9 protein-coding genes, 7 pseudogenes and 1 other annotated feature are annotated in these 19,538 nt (G+C 46.4%); of the genes and pseudogenes, 6 read left to right on the plus strand and 10 right to left on the minus strand.

Going from position 1 to position 19,538, the window contains the following annotated elements; genetic code table 11:
• Positions 1-22: 22 nt before the first annotated feature.
• From IC804_RS05810 to IC804_RS05820, 3 genes and pseudogenes are all read right to left on the minus strand, one after another.
• On the minus strand, positions 23-2,161 hold the full coding sequence (locus tag IC804_RS05810; protein WP_011230089.1) for a heavy metal translocating P-type ATPase: 2,139 nt from the start codon (positions 2,159-2,161) through the stop codon (positions 23-25).
• Positions 2,154-2,520 (minus strand): annotated as a pseudogene (locus IC804_RS05815) (ArsR/SmtB family transcription factor). The gene IC804_RS05810 and the pseudogene IC804_RS05815 overlap by 8 nt, the downstream one beginning before the upstream one ends.
• A gap of 125 nt (positions 2,521-2,645) precedes the next feature.
• Positions 2,646-3,206, minus strand: a pseudogene (locus IC804_RS05820) (IS982 family transposase); the annotation flags it as partial.
• A gap of 106 nt (positions 3,207-3,312) precedes the next feature.
• Here IC804_RS05820 and IC804_RS05825 point away from each other — a divergent pair.
• Positions 3,313-3,957: pseudogene (locus tag IC804_RS05825) on the plus strand (transposase); the annotation flags it as partial.
• A 49-nt stretch (positions 3,958-4,006) separates the two neighbouring features.
• Here IC804_RS05825 and istB read toward each other — a convergent pair.
• Together istB and istA are read right to left on the minus strand one after the other, a co-directional pair.
• Positions 4,007-4,766 (minus strand): annotated as a pseudogene (gene istB, locus IC804_RS05830) (IS21-like element helper ATPase IstB).
• Positions 4,759-6,047: pseudogene (istA, locus tag IC804_RS05835) on the minus strand (IS21 family transposase). The pseudogenes istB and istA overlap by 8 nt, the downstream one beginning before the upstream one ends.
• 92 nt (positions 6,048-6,139) lie before the next feature.
• On the opposite strand from istA, the pseudogene IC804_RS05840 reads away from it, so the two are divergent.
• Positions 6,140-6,676: pseudogene (locus IC804_RS05840) on the plus strand (transposase); the annotation flags it as partial.
• 128 nt (positions 6,677-6,804) lie between these two features.
• Here IC804_RS05840 and IC804_RS05845 read toward each other — a convergent pair.
• The 3 genes and pseudogenes from IC804_RS05845 to tyrS all read right to left on the minus strand — a co-directional run bounded on the left by IC804_RS05845 (position 6,805) and on the right by tyrS (position 9,563).
• Positions 6,805-7,281, minus strand: a complete 477-nt coding sequence (locus IC804_RS05845) for a PAS domain S-box protein (protein WP_087960194.1) — start codon at positions 7,279-7,281, stop codon at positions 6,805-6,807.
• A gap of 135 nt (positions 7,282-7,416) precedes the next feature.
• Positions 7,417-8,228 (minus strand): annotated as a pseudogene (locus IC804_RS05850) (IS982 family transposase).
• Positions 8,229-8,303: 75 nt separating this feature from the next.
• On the minus strand, positions 8,304-9,563 hold the full coding sequence (gene tyrS / locus IC804_RS05855) for a tyrosine--tRNA ligase (protein ID WP_081157600.1): 1,260 nt from the start codon (positions 9,561-9,563) through the stop codon (positions 8,304-8,306).
• A 54-nt stretch (positions 9,564-9,617) separates the two neighbouring features.
• Positions 9,618-9,842, minus strand: a binding site (T-box leader).
• Between the two features lie 156 nt (positions 9,843-9,998).
• Here tyrS and IC804_RS05860 point away from each other — a divergent pair.
• Positions 9,999-12,758: a transglycosylase domain-containing protein gene (locus tag IC804_RS05860; RefSeq protein ID WP_081157601.1), complete on the plus strand. Its 2,760-nt coding sequence runs from the start codon at positions 9,999-10,001 to the stop codon at positions 12,756-12,758.
• A 298-nt stretch (positions 12,759-13,056) separates the two neighbouring features.
• Here the strand turns inward: IC804_RS05860 and acsA are convergent, their stop codons facing one another.
• Entirely contained in the window at positions 13,057-14,772 is a 1,716-nt protein-coding gene (acsA, locus tag IC804_RS05865; RefSeq protein WP_008880911.1) for an acetate--CoA ligase, read from the minus strand.
• Between the two features lie 175 nt (positions 14,773-14,947).
• Here acsA and IC804_RS05870 point away from each other — a divergent pair, with 175 nt between their 5' ends.
• Positions 14,948-15,580, plus strand: a complete 633-nt coding sequence (locus IC804_RS05870; protein WP_008880912.1) for a GNAT family N-acetyltransferase — start codon at positions 14,948-14,950, stop codon at positions 15,578-15,580.
• A gap of 281 nt (positions 15,581-15,861) precedes the next feature.
• Here IC804_RS05870 and IC804_RS05875 read toward each other — a convergent pair whose 3' ends face one another.
• Positions 15,862-17,298: a DDE-type integrase/transposase/recombinase gene (locus tag IC804_RS05875; RefSeq protein WP_081157677.1), complete on the minus strand. Its 1,437-nt coding sequence runs from the start codon at positions 17,296-17,298 to the stop codon at positions 15,862-15,864.
• Between the two features lie 168 nt (positions 17,299-17,466).
• Between IC804_RS05875 and IC804_RS05880 the strand changes: the two genes are divergently transcribed.
• Positions 17,467-18,111: an acetoin utilization AcuB family protein gene (locus tag IC804_RS05880; protein WP_008880913.1), complete on the plus strand. Its 645-nt coding sequence runs from the start codon at positions 17,467-17,469 to the stop codon at positions 18,109-18,111.
• Positions 18,108-19,277, plus strand: a complete 1,170-nt coding sequence (locus IC804_RS05885) for an acetoin utilization protein AcuC (protein WP_008880914.1) — start codon at positions 18,108-18,110, stop codon at positions 19,275-19,277. The genes IC804_RS05880 and IC804_RS05885 overlap by 4 nt, the downstream gene beginning before the upstream one ends.
• The last annotated feature ends 261 nt before the right edge of the window (positions 19,278-19,538 follow it).

The raw sequence follows: 19,538 nt of genomic DNA on the forward strand, positions 1-19,538 counted from the left end.
TGTGTCTTCTTCAACTATTGCATTATTCTTTCACATTTAGCAATCGCATGCTGTTTAATGTTACGATTAATGTTGCTCCCATATCCGCAAATATCGCTAACCATAACGTTAACCAACCAGGTACAATTAACAATAACGCCAGCACCTTAATGCCCAAAGAGAAGGTAATGTTTTGCTTAATAATTGCTAAAGCCTTGCGGCTCAATTTAATCGTATATGGCAATTTACTTAAATCATCAGACATTAAAGCAATATCGGCTGTTTCAAGGGCTGTATCGGTTCCAGCACCACCCATTGCCACACCAACGGTTGAAGCTGCAAGAGCTGGTGCATCGTTCACACCATCTCCAACCATCGCAACACTTCGATACTTGTCGCGAAGCTCTTTGATGAAATTCAGTTTATCTTCTGGAAGTAAATCGGCTTTAATATCGGAAACACCGACTTGTTTTCCGATGGCTTCGGCTGTTCTTTGGTTATCTCCCGTCAGCATCACCGTTTTTTCAATACCGACTTGATGAAGTTTTCGAATAACCTCTTTGGATGATTCTCTTATTTCGTCTGCCACGGCAATTAACGCCAGAATTTCTTTTTCCGTTCCTAATGCCATGACCGTTTTCCCTTGTATTTGAAGGGTTGTAATTTGTTCTTTTATTTCTGATTGGATGCCATTTGGAAGAAGTTCTTCAAAAAGACCTGGACTTCCGACATAATACATTGCGTTATTTACTTTGGCTTTGACCCCTTTACCTGTAATGGATTGGAATTCTTCAACCGATACATCATTAAAATTCAATCCATCTTCTTCTGCTTTTCTTATAATGGCGGAAGCAAGTGGATGTTGTGAGCCTTTTTCAATGGCTGCTGTAATGGTCATTAGTTCATTTTCATTGCCATTATAAGTGACTACATCGGTGACGGAAGGAATACCTTTTGTTAATGTTCCTGTTTTATCAAAAGCAATCACTTTTAAGTTTCCTGCTTCCTCTAAATAAATACCACCTTTAATTAACACACCGTTTTTCGCTGCATTTCCAATGGCAGTTACAATCGAAACAGGCGTGGAAATAACCAGCGCACACGGACAACCAACCACTAATACAGCTAGACCTCGATAAATCCATTCGCTCCAATCAGCACCCATAAATAATGGAGGAATAACGGCTAGTAAAAGAGCAAAAATGATAATGGCTGGTGTATAGTATTTGGCAAAACGATCTACAAACGCTTGAGAAGGTGCTCGTTCTGCTTGAGCTTCTTCCACTAAATGGATGATTTTCGAAAGAGTTGTATCTTCCACTCGTTTTGTAACTTTTACTTCCAATAACCCTTCTTCATTCAATGTTCCTGCAAAGACTTCATCACCGACTGTTTTGGTTACTGGAACACTTTCTCCCGTAATGGCAGCCTGATTTAGCGTAGATGTACCCTTGATGACGATTCCATCCATCGCTAATTTCTGACCAGGCTTTACGATCATAATATCTCCGACTTGAATATCGTCAACAGGGACCATCATTTCTTCATTTCCGCGACGAATTAATGCTTCTTTTGGAGCAATATCCATCAACGATTCAATGGATTGACGAGCTTTATCCATGGAATAACGCTCTAAGGCTTCGCTAATGGCGAATAGAATAACAACCGTTGCACCTTCTCCCCATTCACCAATCGCTGCAGCTCCTAAAATCGCCACTGTCATCAGCGTATTCATATCAAAATTCAATCGAACTAGGTTTTTGAAACCTTTTATAAATAACGAATATCCACCGATTAAAATTGCTGCAGCATATCCAATTGTCGCAAAGATATGCTCTTCTCCGTATTGCTTCCCTAAAAACCAACTGATCACAAGCAAAACGGCGGAAATATACACTTTAATGTTCTCTTTTTGCTTCCAAAAAGGTTCACGCTTGACTGCTTTTTCTTTATCTTCCCGAACCTTTAAGTTTTCAAAAGCTCCTGCTTTTTCTAATTCTTCGATGGTTGTTGTACCCCAAACGGTAATTTTAGATGCTCCAAAGTTTACTTTAGCATCTTGAACACCTGGCAATGATTTTACATTATTTTCAAACTTTGCCGCACAGTTTGCACAAGTAAATCCTTGAACACGGTAGGTTTTCGCTTCTGATTTAGATAATTTTGCTTGTTGTTCAGACACGGACTTTCACCTCTTTATCATGTGCTAACGCAATCATGATTAACTGCTTAATATGGTCATCATCCAGCGAATAAAATGCTAGCTTTCCTTCTTTTCGATACTTTACAATCCCTTGTTTATAAAGAGTCCGTAAATGATGGGAAGTGGTTGCAACAGAAGCCCCAATGATATTGGCAATATCACATACACATAACTCTTCATCTTGGCAAAGTGAATAGGCAATTTTGCCCTATTTTCATCTGCCAGTGCTTTAAACAACAGGACAACACTGGATATATCTTCTTTTGCAATTCCCCTTGTATTCGATTGACTTTTTCTTCGTCATAACAATAAATTTCACATGTATCTTTCTTACTCATTCATTATCCCCCTTTCATATTCAAATTTCCGTTTGAATATATTATACCTCATTTCTTTTATTATTCAAACATTTATTTGAATGAAAAACAAAAAAGAATTGGATACCCGTGGTGCTAGTTGAGCGTCAACGCTCCACTAGCCCAAGAACAACGAGAGAATGGGCCAATAAAATGCCATCAAGCGCTGTTTCAAATCCAGAAACCGAATTGGCACGAATTTCCGTAATCCGAAATGAATCCACTAAAACCGAGAACGCAGTTTCGACGATTTTGCGTTTTTGCTTCATCCATTGTTTCCATTTTTTTGATTGCGCAACTCGTTGATTTTTCCGAGCAGGCGTCCAAAAAGCGATTTTGTATTCATCGTATAGTTTCTTTTGCAAGGCTTGGCTCACATATCCTTTGTCGCCAAGTGTATACGGATGAGGAAGTTGGGCCATCACGGTTTCCGCAGCTGTCCGGTCGTGGCAGGATGCTTCGGTCAGGACATATCCCATCGGAAGCGCTTGGTCGGTAATCTGAAGATGAAGCTTAAATCCATAGTAAGCCATCTTTTTGGATGCACAATACCCAATATCTGCGATTCCTTGAAATCGTTTGACGCGATACATTCGTGCGTGGTGGCAGAGTTCAATGGGTAAGCTATCCACCACCGCATAAGCGTGATGTTGTCCACGTTTGGCGATGATGTATAAAATTTTGTGTAAAGCATTTTGCTAGAACAAAAGAAAAAAGGTAGGGTATTCTCTGATTTGGACCACAACACATTCCAGAGAAAGGAGTACCCTACCTATGTCTAAAAGAAGTATACCGAATGTCGACTGGGCAAATCAACTGGAAAATGCCATTCGTCAGTTTGTAAAAGAAAAATTAGAACTGATTATGCGGGAAGAAATCAAAAATTTCCTCGAAATCGAACAGGCTGGAACGCCGAATATGAGAAACGGCTACTATCAGCGAAATCTAGATACACAATATGGCCGGATTGAGGGTCTTTTGGTTCCAAGAGACCGAAACGGGGAATTTCAAACACAGTTGTTTGCCCCTTACCAACGGCACACGGGCTGGCTGGAGGAAGCAATCATTAGGATGTACCAAAGTGGCATGAGCACGCGTGAAATTGGCAAGTTTATCGAACGAATTCTAGGAAGCACCTATTCTCCTGCGACGATCAGCCGGATTACCGATGTCGTGAAGGAAGACATCGAGAAATGGCACGCTCGTCCACTACACCAGCGTTATTCGGTCTTATATTTGGACGGCTTGTACGTGAAACTTCGCCGGGATACGGTAGAGAAAGAAGTTATTTATGTGGTATTGGGGGTGAACGAAGAAGGGTATCGTGAAATTCTTGATTTCTTCGTAGGAGGACAAGAAAGCGCCTATGTATGGCAGGAGATTCTCCAACAGCTCTACAAAAGAGGCGTCAAGGATGTAAATGTCAAGATAAACATGTACACTTTTGACTGTTTAAGAATGTACATTTTTACTCGTTTTCTTTTTCTCTTTCTAAGTGATTTTTTATTCGATATGAATCCCCTACAATATTAATCACGGTCGCGTGATGTAAAATACGATCTAGGATGGCATTGGCTAGCTTTGAATCTTGAAATACCTCCCCCCAATCCTTAAAATTGGCATTGGTAGTAAATATCGTGCTTTTCTTTTCATACCGTAAATCAATCAACTGGAAAAACAATTTTGCATCTTCTCTGTCAATCGGCAAATAGCCAATCTCATCAATGATTAATAGCTTGTATTTTCCATAATGTTTTAAACGATTGTCTAAACGATTTTCCATTTTCGCTTTCTTCAATTGTAAAATCAGTTCGTGACATTTAATGAAATACGTACTTGTCCGCTTTTTTGGCAGCTGCGATTCCAATCGCAGTCGCCAAGTGGGTTTTTCCAACGCCACTTGGACCTAAAAAAACAATATTTTCATTCTCTTCAATAAACCGTAATGTCGTAAAATCTAGAATCTGTTGTTTATTGATTGAAGGCTGAAAGTCAAAATCGAAATCTTTTAATTCCTTTAGGTGAGGGAAAGCCCCCACCTTAACCATCGAGTTAATCATATTTCTTTCACGCATATCAATTTCATAATTCGTTAATTTTACTAGTGTATCAACGAACGACAGCTGATTTTTCGTACTAAAATCAATGGTTTCATTCAGGTGACAAATCATTTGTTTTAACTTGAGATACTCTAAGTTTTGAATTAATTGTTGATAACTACTATTCATTTTTATACACCTCATGAATCGCAAGTAAATTCTTCTTGGCTAGCTCATCAATATCCGGGTGATGAGGTAATCCCCTCGACAAGATTTCGATGTAATGTTCTTGTTTATAATTCAGTTTTATTGAACTAATCCTATGTTGAGTAATCAAATGCATGTTATAATAAACGTAAATATGGTCATCATACACTTGTAATCCAACTGTTTTTCCTTTGTATTCAGCAGGGACGGAATATTGATTCCCTTTATAGGTAACCATTCCCGCTGAATTGACTTTTACAAGTGTATGTTTGATTTTGTAAGAATCTCTTATTTCATTCCTTGGCAGGGGTTGTAAGAGATTCTTTTCTTGTTCAAAGGCTAAGATAGGGATTTTTCCCGTTCCTTGATGATAGCTATGATTGATCCGTTCACAAAGGGATTGAACAAAATTCTGAAGTTCCTCATATGAAAATTGACCTTGATAGGCATGAATTTCATCGATTAGCTTCATCGTGGCTTCCACTTTCCCTTTGGTATAAGGCCTACCGGCTTTACACGGATGAATGTCAAATCCGCAATCTTTGGCAAATTGATCAAACCGTTCATTGACCACCCCTTTCGAATACTCCGTTCTCGCTTCATCCATGACGGTCTTCATATTGTCAAAGACAATGGTTTTCGGCACGCCTCCAATCTTTTCAAACGTCTCCATCAAAAAGGACATCAACACACTCTGCGATTTTGAAAGTGTTAATAAAAAAGTTCGAAATCGTGAATGAGACAGAAGAAATACCCCTATATTAACGTTTAATATTTCCCCTTCTTTCGTTACGTATCGAATATTTTCTTTCCAATCAAATTGCGCTTGTTCTCCAGGTTCCGTTTCATAACGAACGACCTGACCAACCGGTTTTGTCCGTTTACCCTCAGAAAAATATGCTTGAAACTCTGGTTTCCGAGAAATATAGGCCCGAAAGGCTGATTGGAACATTCTAAGCCGTGATTGTCTTTCAAGTACTGCCAAAGAACCCGTTTATAATAAAAAATTTGTTTCGATTCTTTTGAAAGCAATTGAGAAATCACATCGTAGTATTTATCAATCTTAGACCCTCTTTTTCGTGTCTTTTTTGGGATAAGACCATTCAAATATTTATCAATCGTCCTCCTATCTACATTGAGATCTCGTGCTAATTGACTCTTATTAATTTTCATTCCCAAACTCTCCATAAGGGTTTTAAATTTTGGCAAATCTGATAAACTATGAATTTCAATCTCTGTTGTGATTTTCAAATTTACATGCACACCATTTCACCTCGAAATCAGTATGCATGTTAAAATCAAAATTGTACATTCTTATCCAATCACTTTTGTACATTCTTAAACTAGCATTTATAGTCAAGGAAGTGCTTCTTGGCGTCTTCGATGGCCTTCCGGGGTTGGAGGAAGCCTTTAAGGCGGTGTATCCGAAAGCCGATGTGCAGCGCTGTGTCGTGCACAAAGTCCGCAACACCCTCAGCCGTGTTCGGAAAAAAGATCAATTCGAAATGGCGGAGGACCTGAAACTCATTTATCGTTCTCCGAATAAAGAAATCGCATTGGAGATGTTTCAACAGTTTCAATCCAAATGGTCTCACAAATACCCAAGGGAAGTCCAATCTTGGGCAAATGAGTTGGATGTCCTTCTCACCTTTATGGACTATCCAAGCAGTATTCGAAGTGTGATTTATACGACCAATGCCATCGAACGAACGATCAAGGAGATTCGGAAACGCCTAAAACCGATGAACAGTTTGAGCAGTTTAGAAGCCGCTGAAAAAGTCGTATATTTGACGATACAGGACTTTAACGAGAAATGGGCAGGGCGAAAGTTGCGAGGATTTGCCGAAGCGCAAGAAGCCCTTCAACGAATGTTTGAAGAACGTTATTGTTAACCAAATATTGTAAATAAACAAAATAAGGGGATTTTCCCTTTCCACACAAGAGACTGAATATTCAGTCTCTTGTGTGGAGGAAAACTCGGTTCCCTATCCATTCCAAATCCATTTCAGAGATACCCTATCTATCTTACATTACACAAAATTCTTGACGGTACCACTACTGCCATTTTGTTTTCTGTTACTATTAATTTTTGCCTCATAATTTCTAAATCAGAAATATCCCTCTGATTAACCACTACATAGATGAGTTCATTGTTTTCATCATATATCGGTTTTCCTGTAATTAACATTTCTACTCCATCTTTTGCCTTTCCAATGGAACTAATAATCTTGTTTTCCCTTCGAACATGAGGTGAAGTAGAATTTTTAAATATACCTTTTGCTTCTAAATCATCCACATAATGGCCGACAACATCTTCATATTTAAGACCTGACATTTTTGTATACGCTTCATTAACGTAAAGAATTTTACATTCGTTGTCTGTAATGAAAACACCATCGTATAAATGATCTAATGCTATTTTGTAAACACATTCATGCTGTAGCATATGTTGATTATTCATTGGAAACCGATTGATATGTTTAAGGTCTGGAACCATTTACATCCCCCACTTTTAATCAATGTATTCTAATGTGCATTCTCTTGAACAATATTATATCATTTATTTTAGTAATAATATTAATTTTCTCAATATTATAACCATTATTTATATCCCCCTGGTGCTAGTGGAGCGTTAACACTCAACTAACCGAAGAACAACAAAGGAGTAAGCCAGTAAAATCCCATCTAGTGCCGTTTCAAATCTCGAAATCGAGTTCGCTCGAATCTCGATGAGCCAATACAAATCGCTGAAAATCGAAAACACGGTTTCAATCACTTTGCATTTTCATTTCATCCGCTGTTTCCATGAGATGGATTGGCGAATTCGCTCATTTTTTCGAACGGGCATTCAAAAAGCAACTCGATGCTCTTTGTACAGCTCCTTTTGTAGTTTTTGGCTGATGTACTCTTTGTCCACCTAGGTTTATGGATGTAGAATTTGCACTATGATGGTTTCAGCGGCACCCGATCATACACAAGATGCTTCATTGATGGCGTATCCCATCGGAACTCCTTAATTGGTGATCTGCGGATAAAGTTTGAAAACGATCTTTTTCGAAGCACAATAGCCAATATCCGCTTCTCTACGAAACCGTTTGGTGCGATCCATTCGGAATGGATGACATAGCTTAAGCGGCAAACTGTCCACGATCGCATACACACGGTGTTGTCCACGCTTGGCCAGCTGGTGCTGCCCCACTTGATGGCAAAGTCAAGTGCTCGACAACGACAGTTGTGTCAAGAACATTCAGGGAACAAGCCCTTGGAAAACTAATTCCTGATCACAAACTGGTGCCAAACCTGTTCGGAAGTGAAGCCTAACAACTTTCCAAGTGCACGAATCGTGATGATAACTTCTTCTTTCTGTTTCAACAAATGGAGAAAATGAATTTGATTGAGGTAATTTTTAAGAAGGTTTTTAAACACTGATATATCAAGTGAGATGAAACAATTGAGTTCTACTCGCGTTAATGCGCAAAAAAAGCTCCGAAATGCCGATGCATTTCGGAGCTTTTTTGTTTAAGCGTAGCGGATTAAATAATACTTCTTCTTGCCTCGGCGGATCACGGTAAACCGCCCTTCCAAACGGTGTTCGGCCGTTAAGACAGCGCCGACATCTTGGATGCGCTCGCCGTTAACATAAATCGCACCGTTTTGAACATCTTCGCGCGCCTGCCGCTTCGATGGCGAGATGCCGGCAGCTACGAGCAGCTCGACGAGCGGGACGTCGCCTCCTTCATGGACAAACGACGGCACGTTTTTAAACCCTTGCTCGATTTCCACAGCCGTCAGCTCGGCAATGTCGCCGCTAAAGAGTGCTTCTGAAATACGAATCGCTTGATTGAGCGCCTCTTCGCCATGCACGAGCTTCGTCACTTCGGAAGCAAGCGTTTTTTGCGCCACCCGCTTCTCCGGCGCTTCGCGCAGCTCTTGTTCAAGCGCGTCGATCTCTTCTTTTGTCAAGAACGTGAAATATTTTAAGTAACGGATCACATCGCGGTCATCGGTGTTGATCCAGAACTGGTAAAACTCATACGGCGACGTTTTTTCCGGATCGAGCCAAACCGCGCCGCTTTCCGTTTTTCCAAACTTCGTCCCATCGGCTTTCGTCACGAGCGGAACCGTCAAACCGAATGCTTTCGCCTCACCTTTCGTTCTGCGGATGAGCTCAAGCCCCGCCGTGATGTTGCCCCATTGGTCGCTGCCACCGATTTGTAGTCGGCAACCTTCCGTTTCGTACAAGTTGAGGAAGTCGTACGCCTGCAGCATCATATAGCTGAACTCGGTAAACGAAATGCCCATTTCAATGCGCGACTGCACCGATTCTTTCGCAAGCATGTAATTGACGCTGAAATGCTTGCCGATGTCACGCAAAAACGAAATGACATCAAGCGGCCCGATCCAGTCGTAGTTGTTTTTGATTTTCGCTGGATTGCTCTCAGCCTCAAAATCAAGAAACCGCTCGAGTTGCGCTTTGATTCGGGCGCTCCACGTCTCGACCGTCTCCTTGGCGTTGAGCGTGCGCTCGCTTTTTCTGCCACTCGGATCGCCGATCAAACCGGTGGCGCCGCCGACTAAGGCGATCGGTTGATGCCCCGCCTGTTGGAAGCGACGCAAGGTCATGATCGTGACCAAATGGCCGATATGCAAGCTGTCTGCTGTCGGGTCAAACCCGCAATAAAGCGTCACCTTCTCCTCATTCAGGAGCTTTCGAAGCCCATCCTCATCCGTCGTTTGATTGACAAGTCCGCGCCATTGCAGTTCTTCAAGCAGGTTCATGTTTTTCTCACCTCTTTAATGAATGTCGTCAAAAAAGAAAACACCCGCCCTGCATGAAGGGGCGAGTGTTCGTCGCGGTACCACCCTACTTAGAAAGCATGTTGCTTTCTCGCTCATTTCGGTAACGGCGCATGCCGGCAGACGGCTACTAGGCGACAAAGCCGTTCACCATCGCTGCTCGGGGAGGTAATTCACGTTTGCCTATGGACTGGCTCGCACCACCCGCCAGCTCTCTGCACCAGGGAGACAACCGCTACTTGTTCCCGTCATCGCTTTGTCGGTATGAATATATACATTCTTTTACCATACCAGCACACTCACTGTCAACTCCGGCTTTTTTCGCCACAAATGGCGAAAAAGCGACAAAATCCCGCAACAGAACATGCGAGTATGCTATACTTTATATATATGATTTGCCATTATAGGGGGCCCGATATGGAACAAAAACGGTTTCGAGCTTCTTTACAAAAAGTGTGGTACTATTTTTCCCTTACATATGACGTCGTCTGGAATGTCATCCTTATTTTGCTCATCGCCACACTCTGTCTTGTTTGTTTTGCCGTGGGCATCGGTGCCGGCTATTTTGCCTTTTTGGTGAAAGATATGGAGGTTCCGTCCCATGACCAACTGAAAAATGAGATTTACAGCTATGAAGAAACGAGCCATATGTATTTTGCTGACGGCATCTATTTAGGCCAATTCCGATCTGATCTCGACCGCGAGTCGGTGCGCCTTGCCGACGTCTCCCCGTACGTTGTGCAGGCGGTGATCGCCACGGAAGATGAGCATTTTTACGAGCATGACGGCGTCGTTCCCAAGGCTGTCATTCGCGCTATATTTCAAGAAGTGACCAATTCACCGATCAAAAGCGGCGGCAGTACACTTACGCAGCAACTCGTCAAAAACCAGCTGCTGACCAGTGAAGTGTCGTTTGAACGCAAGGCGAAGGAAATGTTATTGGCGATGCGCTTGGAACGGTTTTTTTCCAAGGAAGAAATTTTAGAGGCCTACTTAAACGTTGTTCCGTTCGGCCGCAGTTCATCGGGCCGCAACATCGCCGGCATCCAAGCCGCTGCCCAAGGAGTGTTTGGCGTTGACGCCAAAGAACTCAATCTCGCCCAAGCGGCGTTTTTAGCCGGCTTGCCGCAAAACCCGTTCGTCTATACACCGTTTACCGCTGATGGGAGCCGCAAACAAGATATATCGGCCGGATTGGAACGGATGAAAACAGTGCTCTACCGGATGAAGCGCGCTGGTTATATTTCTGATAAGCAGTATAAAGAAGCGCTCGCCTACGATGTGACGAAGCATTTCGCCGCTCCGAAACCGACACCGTTTGAGCGCTATCCGTTTTTAACAATGGAAATCGAAAGACGAGCCAAAGACGTGCTTGCGGAAACGTTCGCTAAACGCGATGGCCACAAGCCGGAAGAGCTGAAACGCGATGCTGCTTTATACAGCCGCTATGTCGGTGAAGCGGAAAAAATGTTGCGGCAAGGAGGCTTGCACATCCATACGACGATCGACAAAGCGATTTATGAGCAAATGCAGCGTGTGGCCGCCAACTACCCGTATTACGGCAACGAGCGGTTGTATTATGTGACAGACACAAAAACAGGGAAACGGATCGCCAAGCGCCAGCCGGTCGAAGTCGGGGCGATGCTCATCGAAAACAAAACCGGCAAAATCATCAGCTTTGTCGGCGGCCGTGATTACAAGCGCGAGCAGTTAAATCACGCCACCCAGGCGTACCGTTCGAACGGTTCAACGATGAAGCCGCTTTTAGTGTACGCACCGGCGATGGAGATGGGCGTCATTCAGCCCGGCTCGATCATTCCTGATCTTCCGCTTTCGATCGGTTCGTATAAGCCAAAAAATGCGGATGGAAAAACGCACGGCCTTGTCACAGCGCGGCGCGCGCTTCAACATTCGTACAACATCCCGGCTGTTCGGGTCTATACGAAAATCCAAAACCGCCATCCGGTCGACTATTTGCACAAAATGGGGATCACCAGCGTCGCTAAGGAAGAAGAAAAACATCCGGCTTTAGCGATCGGCGGGACGAATATCGGTGTCACCGTCGAAGAAAACGTGAATGCGTATGCGACGTTTGCCAATTACGGCTCATTTGTCGATGCGTATATGATCGAAAAGATTACCGACAAAGACGGAAAAGTCATTTATCAACATACAAGCAAACCGGTTCGCGTCTTTTCTCCGCAAACATCGTATTTAATGATCGATATGATGCGTGACGTGCTGCGCGGTGGAACCGCCTCTTCAGTGCGGCGTTACTTGACGTTTTCTGCTGACTGGGCCGGTAAAACGGGAACATCGCAAGACAATCGCGATTCATGGTTTGTTGCCACTAATCCGAACGTCACGTTCGGCGTTTGGATCGGTTACGATCGTCCAGCGTCTCTTGAGTCGCGCTACAAAGGGTTTTCCTACGGCCAACGCACTCAGCTATTATGGGCGCAATTGATGAATGCTGCCCATCGTGTGAAACCGAAACTCATCAATCCGTCGGAACGGTTTTTAATGCCAGGCGGCATCGTTCGCCGCGCGTATTGTGCCACGAGTGGATTCAGCCCGTCATCGGCATGTAAAAAAGCTGGACTCGTTCGCTATGATTTATACAATACAAAGTTTACGCCGCGGCAAGGAAGCGATGACTATTTGACCGAGGGGCGGGTTGTCGTCATTGGCGAGCATCGATATGCAGCGCTCGAGACGACGCCGGAAGAGTTTGTCACCCGCGAGGTCGTTGTCAATCCAAAATTGCTCGATCAGTGGGGAATCAATAGAAAGACATCGGTTGGCGATGCGTTCGTTGTTTCCACCTTAAAAGACAATGGACGCGTGCCCGCCCCACCGGCCGCCCGCCTGAATGACAATCAGCTCGTCTGGGCTCGCCACGGAGAACGCGATGTCATCGGCTACCGCGTCTATCAGGTAAGCGAAACCGGAAAGCGGCAAATCGTCGCCATCATCAAAGCGGAGGAAGCGACTGCCTTTTCCGATCTCAAACCGGGAGCAACATATTACGTCACCGCTGTCGATATTGCTGGCCGGGAATCAGCACCATCAAGCAAAGTCGCACTGCCGGCCGCCCAGTCCTCCCCGCCGGCCAATTCGCCCGCTAGTGCGGACAACGCGGAAAATAGCGAAGCTCCCCCATCTTCTTCTAGATAAATATTATGAGGCTTTCCAACCAAACAGTTGGAAAGCCTTTTTTTATGAGCGGGCACCTATTTTTCGACCGGCAGGAGAACCTCCTTTCGCCGCCTATATACTCGTGGTCGTTCGTTCCACTTCCTCTCGCTCGTCTTTTATGCCTTGTCATCCCACTTTTTCAACCGTTACGTCTCCCGTTATCTTTTTCCGTCACGGAGTTGTATGAATGGCGAACAACTGACGGAGCATTGCATCATCTGACGCTATAAGAAAAAGCGCCCGGAAAGCGCAACATTCCGGGCGCCTATGTTCGTGTTTAGTCTTCCATGGTCGATAAGTCGCCGGTCGGCAAGTTGAGCTCCCACGCTTTTAAGACGCGGCGCATAATTTTTCCGCTTCGCGTTTTCGGCAGTTTGTCGCGGAACTCGATCTCGCGCGGCGCGGCATGGGCAGCAAGCCCTTTTTTCACAAACTGGCGAATGTCTTCTTTCAGCTCTTCTGACGGCGCGTATCCTTCACGGAGCGCGATGAACGCCTTGATGATTTCTCCGCGCACCGGGTCCGGCTTGCCGATGACACCGGCTTCAGCAACAGCCGGGTGCTCGACGAGCTTGCTTTCGACTTCAAACGGGCCGACGCGCTCGCCCGATGTATTGATCACATCGTCCACGCGCCCTTGGAACCAGAAATAGCCGTCTTCGTCCATGTAAGCCGAGTCGCCGGACACATACCAATCGCCGATAAAGTACGATTCGTATTTTTGCGGGTTGTTCCAAATCGTTTTCATCATCGACGGCCAACCTTTTTTGATGGCTAAGTTGCCCATCCGATACGGCGGCAGGACGTTCCCTTGATCATCGATGATTGCTGCCTGCACGCCTGGAATGGGTTTCCCCATCGAACCAGGCTTAATTTCCATGCACGGGTAGTTGCAAATGAGATGACCACCTGTTTCCGTCATCCACCACGTATCATGAATGCGGCGGCCGAACACTTTCAGTCCCCAGCGGATGACTTCCGGGTTGAGCGGCTCACCGACGCTTAACACATGGCGGAGCGAGCTTAAGTCGTATTTTTTCACCACTTCATCGCCCGCGCCCATCAGCATGCGGAACGCCGTCGGTGCGCTGTACCAGACGGTGACACCGAAGTCTTGAATCGTTTGATACCAAGCGTCCGGGCTGAAGCGGCCTCCGACGATCACACTCGATGCTCCGCACAGCCACGGACCGAAAATGCCGTATGACGTCCCGGTCACCCAACCCGGATCGGCTGTGCACCAATAAATGTCATCTTCTTTTAAATCAAGCACCCATTTCGCTGTTTGATAGTGTTGGATCATCGCATTATGGACGTGCAAAACGCCTTTCGGCTTGCCGGTCGAGCCGGACGTATAGTGCAAAATCAGGCCGTCTTGACGATCCACCCATTGGATGTCAAAGTGTTTGCTCGCCTCATTCATCCGCTTTTTCAAATCGATGTACGGCCCTTCTTCAACAATATCGTCACCAACTAAAAAGACGTACTTCAGTTCCGGAAGGTCGCCGACCGGCACACGCGGCAACAGCTCCGGCGTCGTGACGATCGCTTTCGCTCCGCTATCTTCTAGACGGTCGCGTACCGCTCCTTCCATAAACGCTTCAAACAGCGGTCCGACGATGGCGCCGGTTTTAATGATGCCAAGCACCGTAAAATACAGTTCCGGCAAACGCGGCATAAACACAAACACGCGGTCGCCTTTTTCAATGTCGGCCACCTGCTTTAAGACGTTGGCAACTTTGTTGGACAGCTCCTTCATTTCTTTGAACGTATATTTCTCGTTCCGCACAGCGTCACGGTAGTAAAGTGCCACCTTATTTTTTCGGAACGACTCGGCATGGCGGTCGATCGCTTCGTACGCCATGTTGACTCGTCCAGTTTCATACCAAGAAAACGCCTTTTCCGTTTCCGTCCATTCAAATTGTTCGTATGCTTCCTCGTAGTTTTTCAAGTTGTAATCCCCTTGTACGACGGGTAGCAGTTCCGTTTTCATTCTCCGATCCCCCTTATGTAAGTGGTTACATTACTTATTATAGTAGATAATAATTGATTTCTCAATTTTTAAAATATTCCCGTCGCCTATTTTTTTGAAATTTTTTTGAACTGCGATTACTAAGGCCATTTTTATGTATAATGAAAGAAGATTGAGTGATTCAGGTGGTGACCGAATGGAACATAAAAAAACGTATAACGCCAAAGAGCTGAAAACACCGAAAGGGACGCTTCTCATCGAAGGACCGGTAACACCGGAAGCATTGGCCAGCTACGAATTTCACCCTGACTTAACTTCATTCCGCCAGCCCTCCAAACAACACGAAGCATTAATCGAGATCGCCAAGCTGCCGGAAGGGCGGATCATTATCGCCCGTCGCGGTGGAACCATCGTCGGTTATGTCACGTTTTTATATCCAGATCCGCTTGAACGTTGGTCCGAAGGAAAGATGGAAAATTTAATCGAGCTCGGTGCCATTGAAGTAATCCCTGAATTTCGTGGTTTTGGTGTTGGAAAAAATTTATTGATCGTCTCCATGATGGACGATGCGATGGAAGATTATATTATCATTACAACTGAGTATTACTGGCATTGGGATTTAAAAGGAACCGGGCTAAACGTATGGGAATACCGAAAAGTAATGGAGAAAATGATGAACGCCGGCGGGCTCGTCTGGTACGCGACCGACGACCCGGAAATTTGTTCTCATCCGGCGAACTGCCTAATGGTCCGCATCGGCAAACGAGTCGATCCGGAATCGATTCAACGGTTTGACCGGCTTCGCTTTATGAACCGGTATATGTACTAAACACGCGATACACAAAGGTAGCGTCAAAAGTTTTATGAAAACTCCACATCCGCCATCCCATGGAGCATCGTAAGGCATCCTTGGAGCCGGATTCGCCCTTGACCAACACCCCGCCAAAGGTGTGAAAGGGACGTCAAGGGCGACGGGGACAAAAAAGAGGGCATAGGAAAGCCGCCCTTGCCCTTACCGAATTTTACCTTTGACGAGGTTCGGTTGGTCAAGGGTTCGCTTCGCCGAATCCGGCTGTTCTTCTGATCCATGGGCTCCGGCGGACAAAAAAGTTAGGCTGCCTCTTGTTGGAGGAAATCTTGAGCCATGGCGATCAGCTTCGTCCACCGGGCCGGCATATGGGGCAGATCGGCGAGCTCCGGGATGACGACAGGAACCCGGCCTTCGAGTGCACCGTGCGGGCGCAGGAAGTTGAAATACGCCACAAACAGCGTGACAAAGGAGACCGATCCTTCTTCCGCGCCAAATCCGTGAGTCGGCCGATAGTTGCCTTTAAACGTCCGGTTGAATCGCTCGATGATTTGTTTGAGCGCGCGGAACTCTTCGGACACCGGATCCTCATTGGTCAGTCCGATCACTTGGCGGACGTCAAACGGAATCCCGTGCTGGGCAAAAAAGTGCTGCGCCAGCAGGTAAATGGGATTGCCGTCGACGACGAACGACAAATCGTCCGGGATGGACGACAGCTTTCGCAGGACGTCATCGATGGCCCGGATGGCCGACAACGCATCCCGGTGGGGCGAGACGCGATACGACAACACCACTTTTTTCACGGCATCAAACATAAAAAACAGGTAATGCCAGCGTCCTTTCACGCGAATATACGTCTCATCCCCACAGAACGAGCCGGACAGCTCGTACGGGAACTGGTCGACAAATGGCTGAATCATGAGCGCGACGCTATTGGCGTAGTTGAGTACCGTCTGATGGGAGATCGACACGCCATGCACATCCTTCATGATTCCGGCTGTCTGTCTGGAGGACATCCCATAGTTAACGTAGTACGTCAACACGAGTCCGAGGGTGTGCGACGACACCGCCAGACGAGACAAATCGACCTTTGGCTTTTTCGGCGACGATGGGGCCAATGGTTGAAAGTCAAACAAAAACTCACGGAACAGATACCGCACCTTGAAGGCTTGAGGGTTCTGCTGGAACCGTTGGCGTTCTTTTTGGCTCATCCGGCGAAGGTTCTTTTGGTAAAACGGGCAGTCGTTGTTCTTGCATTTGTAGATGTAGTAGTCCTTGCGTTCTTTGATTTTCTCAAGCGTTTGGAAGCAGTGCGGGCAACGAAAGACCGCTTGCTTTTTGAACCGATTTCGATGGTTGAACCGGCATTGGCACACTTTGCATTGGTACTGCCCTTTTCCGCCGTTGTTGGTGTACAGGTAGGATGACGGCGCCTGGCAACGGGGACACGTCAACGAATCCGGAACACGGTGTTTAGCGTTGTCCCGGCGTTGGATCGGCGGCAACGGACGGCCGTGCCGGGCTTCGTAGTCGGCTAAAAGCTGCCGGTAGTCGAGTGTTTCTGGGACATCGATGATGGGAAGGTCATCGACTTGAAGTTTTCGGTACGGTTTTCGAACCGGTTCGTCCATGTCTTTGCGGCTTAAGGATTTTCCTAATAAGGCACCAATTAAATAGACAATGATTTGATGTTGGGACTTGATTATTTCGAGCAAATAGGCTAATAATTGAGGTAACAAGCTTGTCACTCCTTTGTTTTGGGTGTTGGGTGTGGGGTTACCTCAATGATGGCCTAAAACAACGGGGGTGGCAAGCTTTTTTTATTCTCACCGTTGAAACTCAATGAAAAACAGTGAGTGTGGAGGATAAACTTTTGACAATACCTACACAAAGGGGAGGGGAGACATATGATTGTTGAACAAGTCATGAAAACATCGGTGATCACGCTCCGTGCCACGAATACGATCGCCGAAGCGCTGCAGTTGCTTCGCCATCATCGCATCCGCCATCTCCCGGTCATCGACGAGGAAGGACATTTAATCGGCCTTGTGACAGACCGCGATTTGCGCGACGCCAGCCCATCGATTTTTCATCTTCACCAACATCTTGAAGACTTGCAAAAACCGGTCAGCACCATTATGAAAACAGACATCATCGTCGGCCACCCGCTCGATTTCGTCGAAGAAGTCGCCGCACTCTTTTACGAGCACCGGATCGGCTGCCTGCCGATCGTCAACGGGGGTAAGCTCGTTGGCATTATAACCGAAACAGATTTATTGCACACGCTCATTCAGCTGACCGGCGCCCACCAGCCTGGGTCGCAAATCGAAATCAAAGTGCCGAACGAAGCCGGCATGTTGAGCAAGGCGGCAAGCATCATCTCCAACCGCCACGTCAATATCGCCAGCGTCCTTCTTTATCCAGACAGCGACCCTAACTATAAAATCTTAGTGTTTCGCGTGCAAACGATGAACCCGATCAACTTAATCCATGATTTGAAAAAGGCTGGTTATACGGTGTTATGGCCGAACTTGCCGGGGGTTACATCATGAGCGACAAGTGCGTATTTGTTTATAGCGAACAATTTCTCCGTTATAAGTTTCATGATGACCACCCGTTTAACCAGCTGCGGGTCAAGCTGACCTACGATTTATTGCGAACCATCGGCGCGTTGGACGACCGTCACGTCGTCCCTCCGCGCATGGCGACGGATGAGGAGCTGACCCTCATCCACGATCGGGCATACATCGAAGCGGTCAAGGCAGCCGGGCGCGGCGAGCTTTCGGAAACCGCCGCGGCAAACTACGGCCTCGGCACCGAAGACACGCCGATATTTCCGAACATGCATGAGGCGAGCGCCCTCCTTGTTGGCAGCACGCTGACGGCTGTGGATTACGTCTTATCTGGACAGGCCGACCATGCGCTCAACCTTGGCGGCGGCTTACATCATGGATTCCGTGGCAAGGCGTCGGGCTTTTGCGTCTACAATGACAGCGCGGTCGCCATTCAATACATTCGCGAAAAATACGGATTGCGCGTCTTGTATGTCGACACCGACGCCCACCATGGCGATGGGGTGCAATGGGCGTTTTATGACGATCCAAACGTCTGCACGTTCTCCATTCATGAGACAGGCCGCTACTTGTTTCCGGGGACAGGAAATGTCAATGAACGTGGCCATGGAGCGGGTTACGGCTATTCGTTCAACATTCCGGTCGACGCCTTTACAGAAGACGAGTCATGGCTTTATGCCTACACGATGGCACTCCGGGAAATCGCTGACTTTTTCCGCCCCGATGTCATCGTGACGCAAAATGGGGTGGATGCCCATTATTACGATCCGCTTACCCATTTGTCGGTAACGATGAAAACGTATCGCGCCATTCCGAAGCTCGCCCACCAAATCGCCCATGAATATTGCGGCGGGCGCTGGATCGCCGTCGGCGGCGGTGGCTACGACATTTGGCGCGTTGTCCCACGGGCATGGGCGCTTCTTTGGTTAGAAATGACGGAACAATCCGATATTTCTGGCCCTCTGCCGGCCGCTTGGCGCGAGCGATGGCAGCCACTTTCCCCGGTCTCCTTGCCGCTCGAATGGGACGATCCGGACAATTTGTATGCACCGATCCCACGCAAAGCGGAAATTAGCGAAAAAAATGCCCAGACGGTGGAAAAAGCGTTGTATTTCATCCGCAGCCAGCGGCGCGCGGGCACTTGATCCTTACTTCCTGCTACAGACGTGCGGGGATTCGCGGTTTCCATTGGCCAAACAAGAGGCGGTGCAGAGAAAGCACCTCCTCTTATTTTGCTTCAAGAAGTGGACACATAGCCCAATGCCATGTGTTTTCAAACCGAGAAACTTCACAATCGTTCATCTCGTCTTCCCGCCAGCCTCATCTTTGCCTACTGTGCTCGTGGAGCAGCTTCATGATGTGGCAGTTTTTCACCCGTTTTTTCTGCTCACAAGACAATTAAAAAA

The organism is Geobacillus sp. 47C-IIb (genome assembly GCF_014679705.1).
Taxonomy (GTDB): domain Bacteria; phylum Bacillota; class Bacilli; order Bacillales; family Anoxybacillaceae; genus Geobacillus; species Geobacillus thermodenitrificans.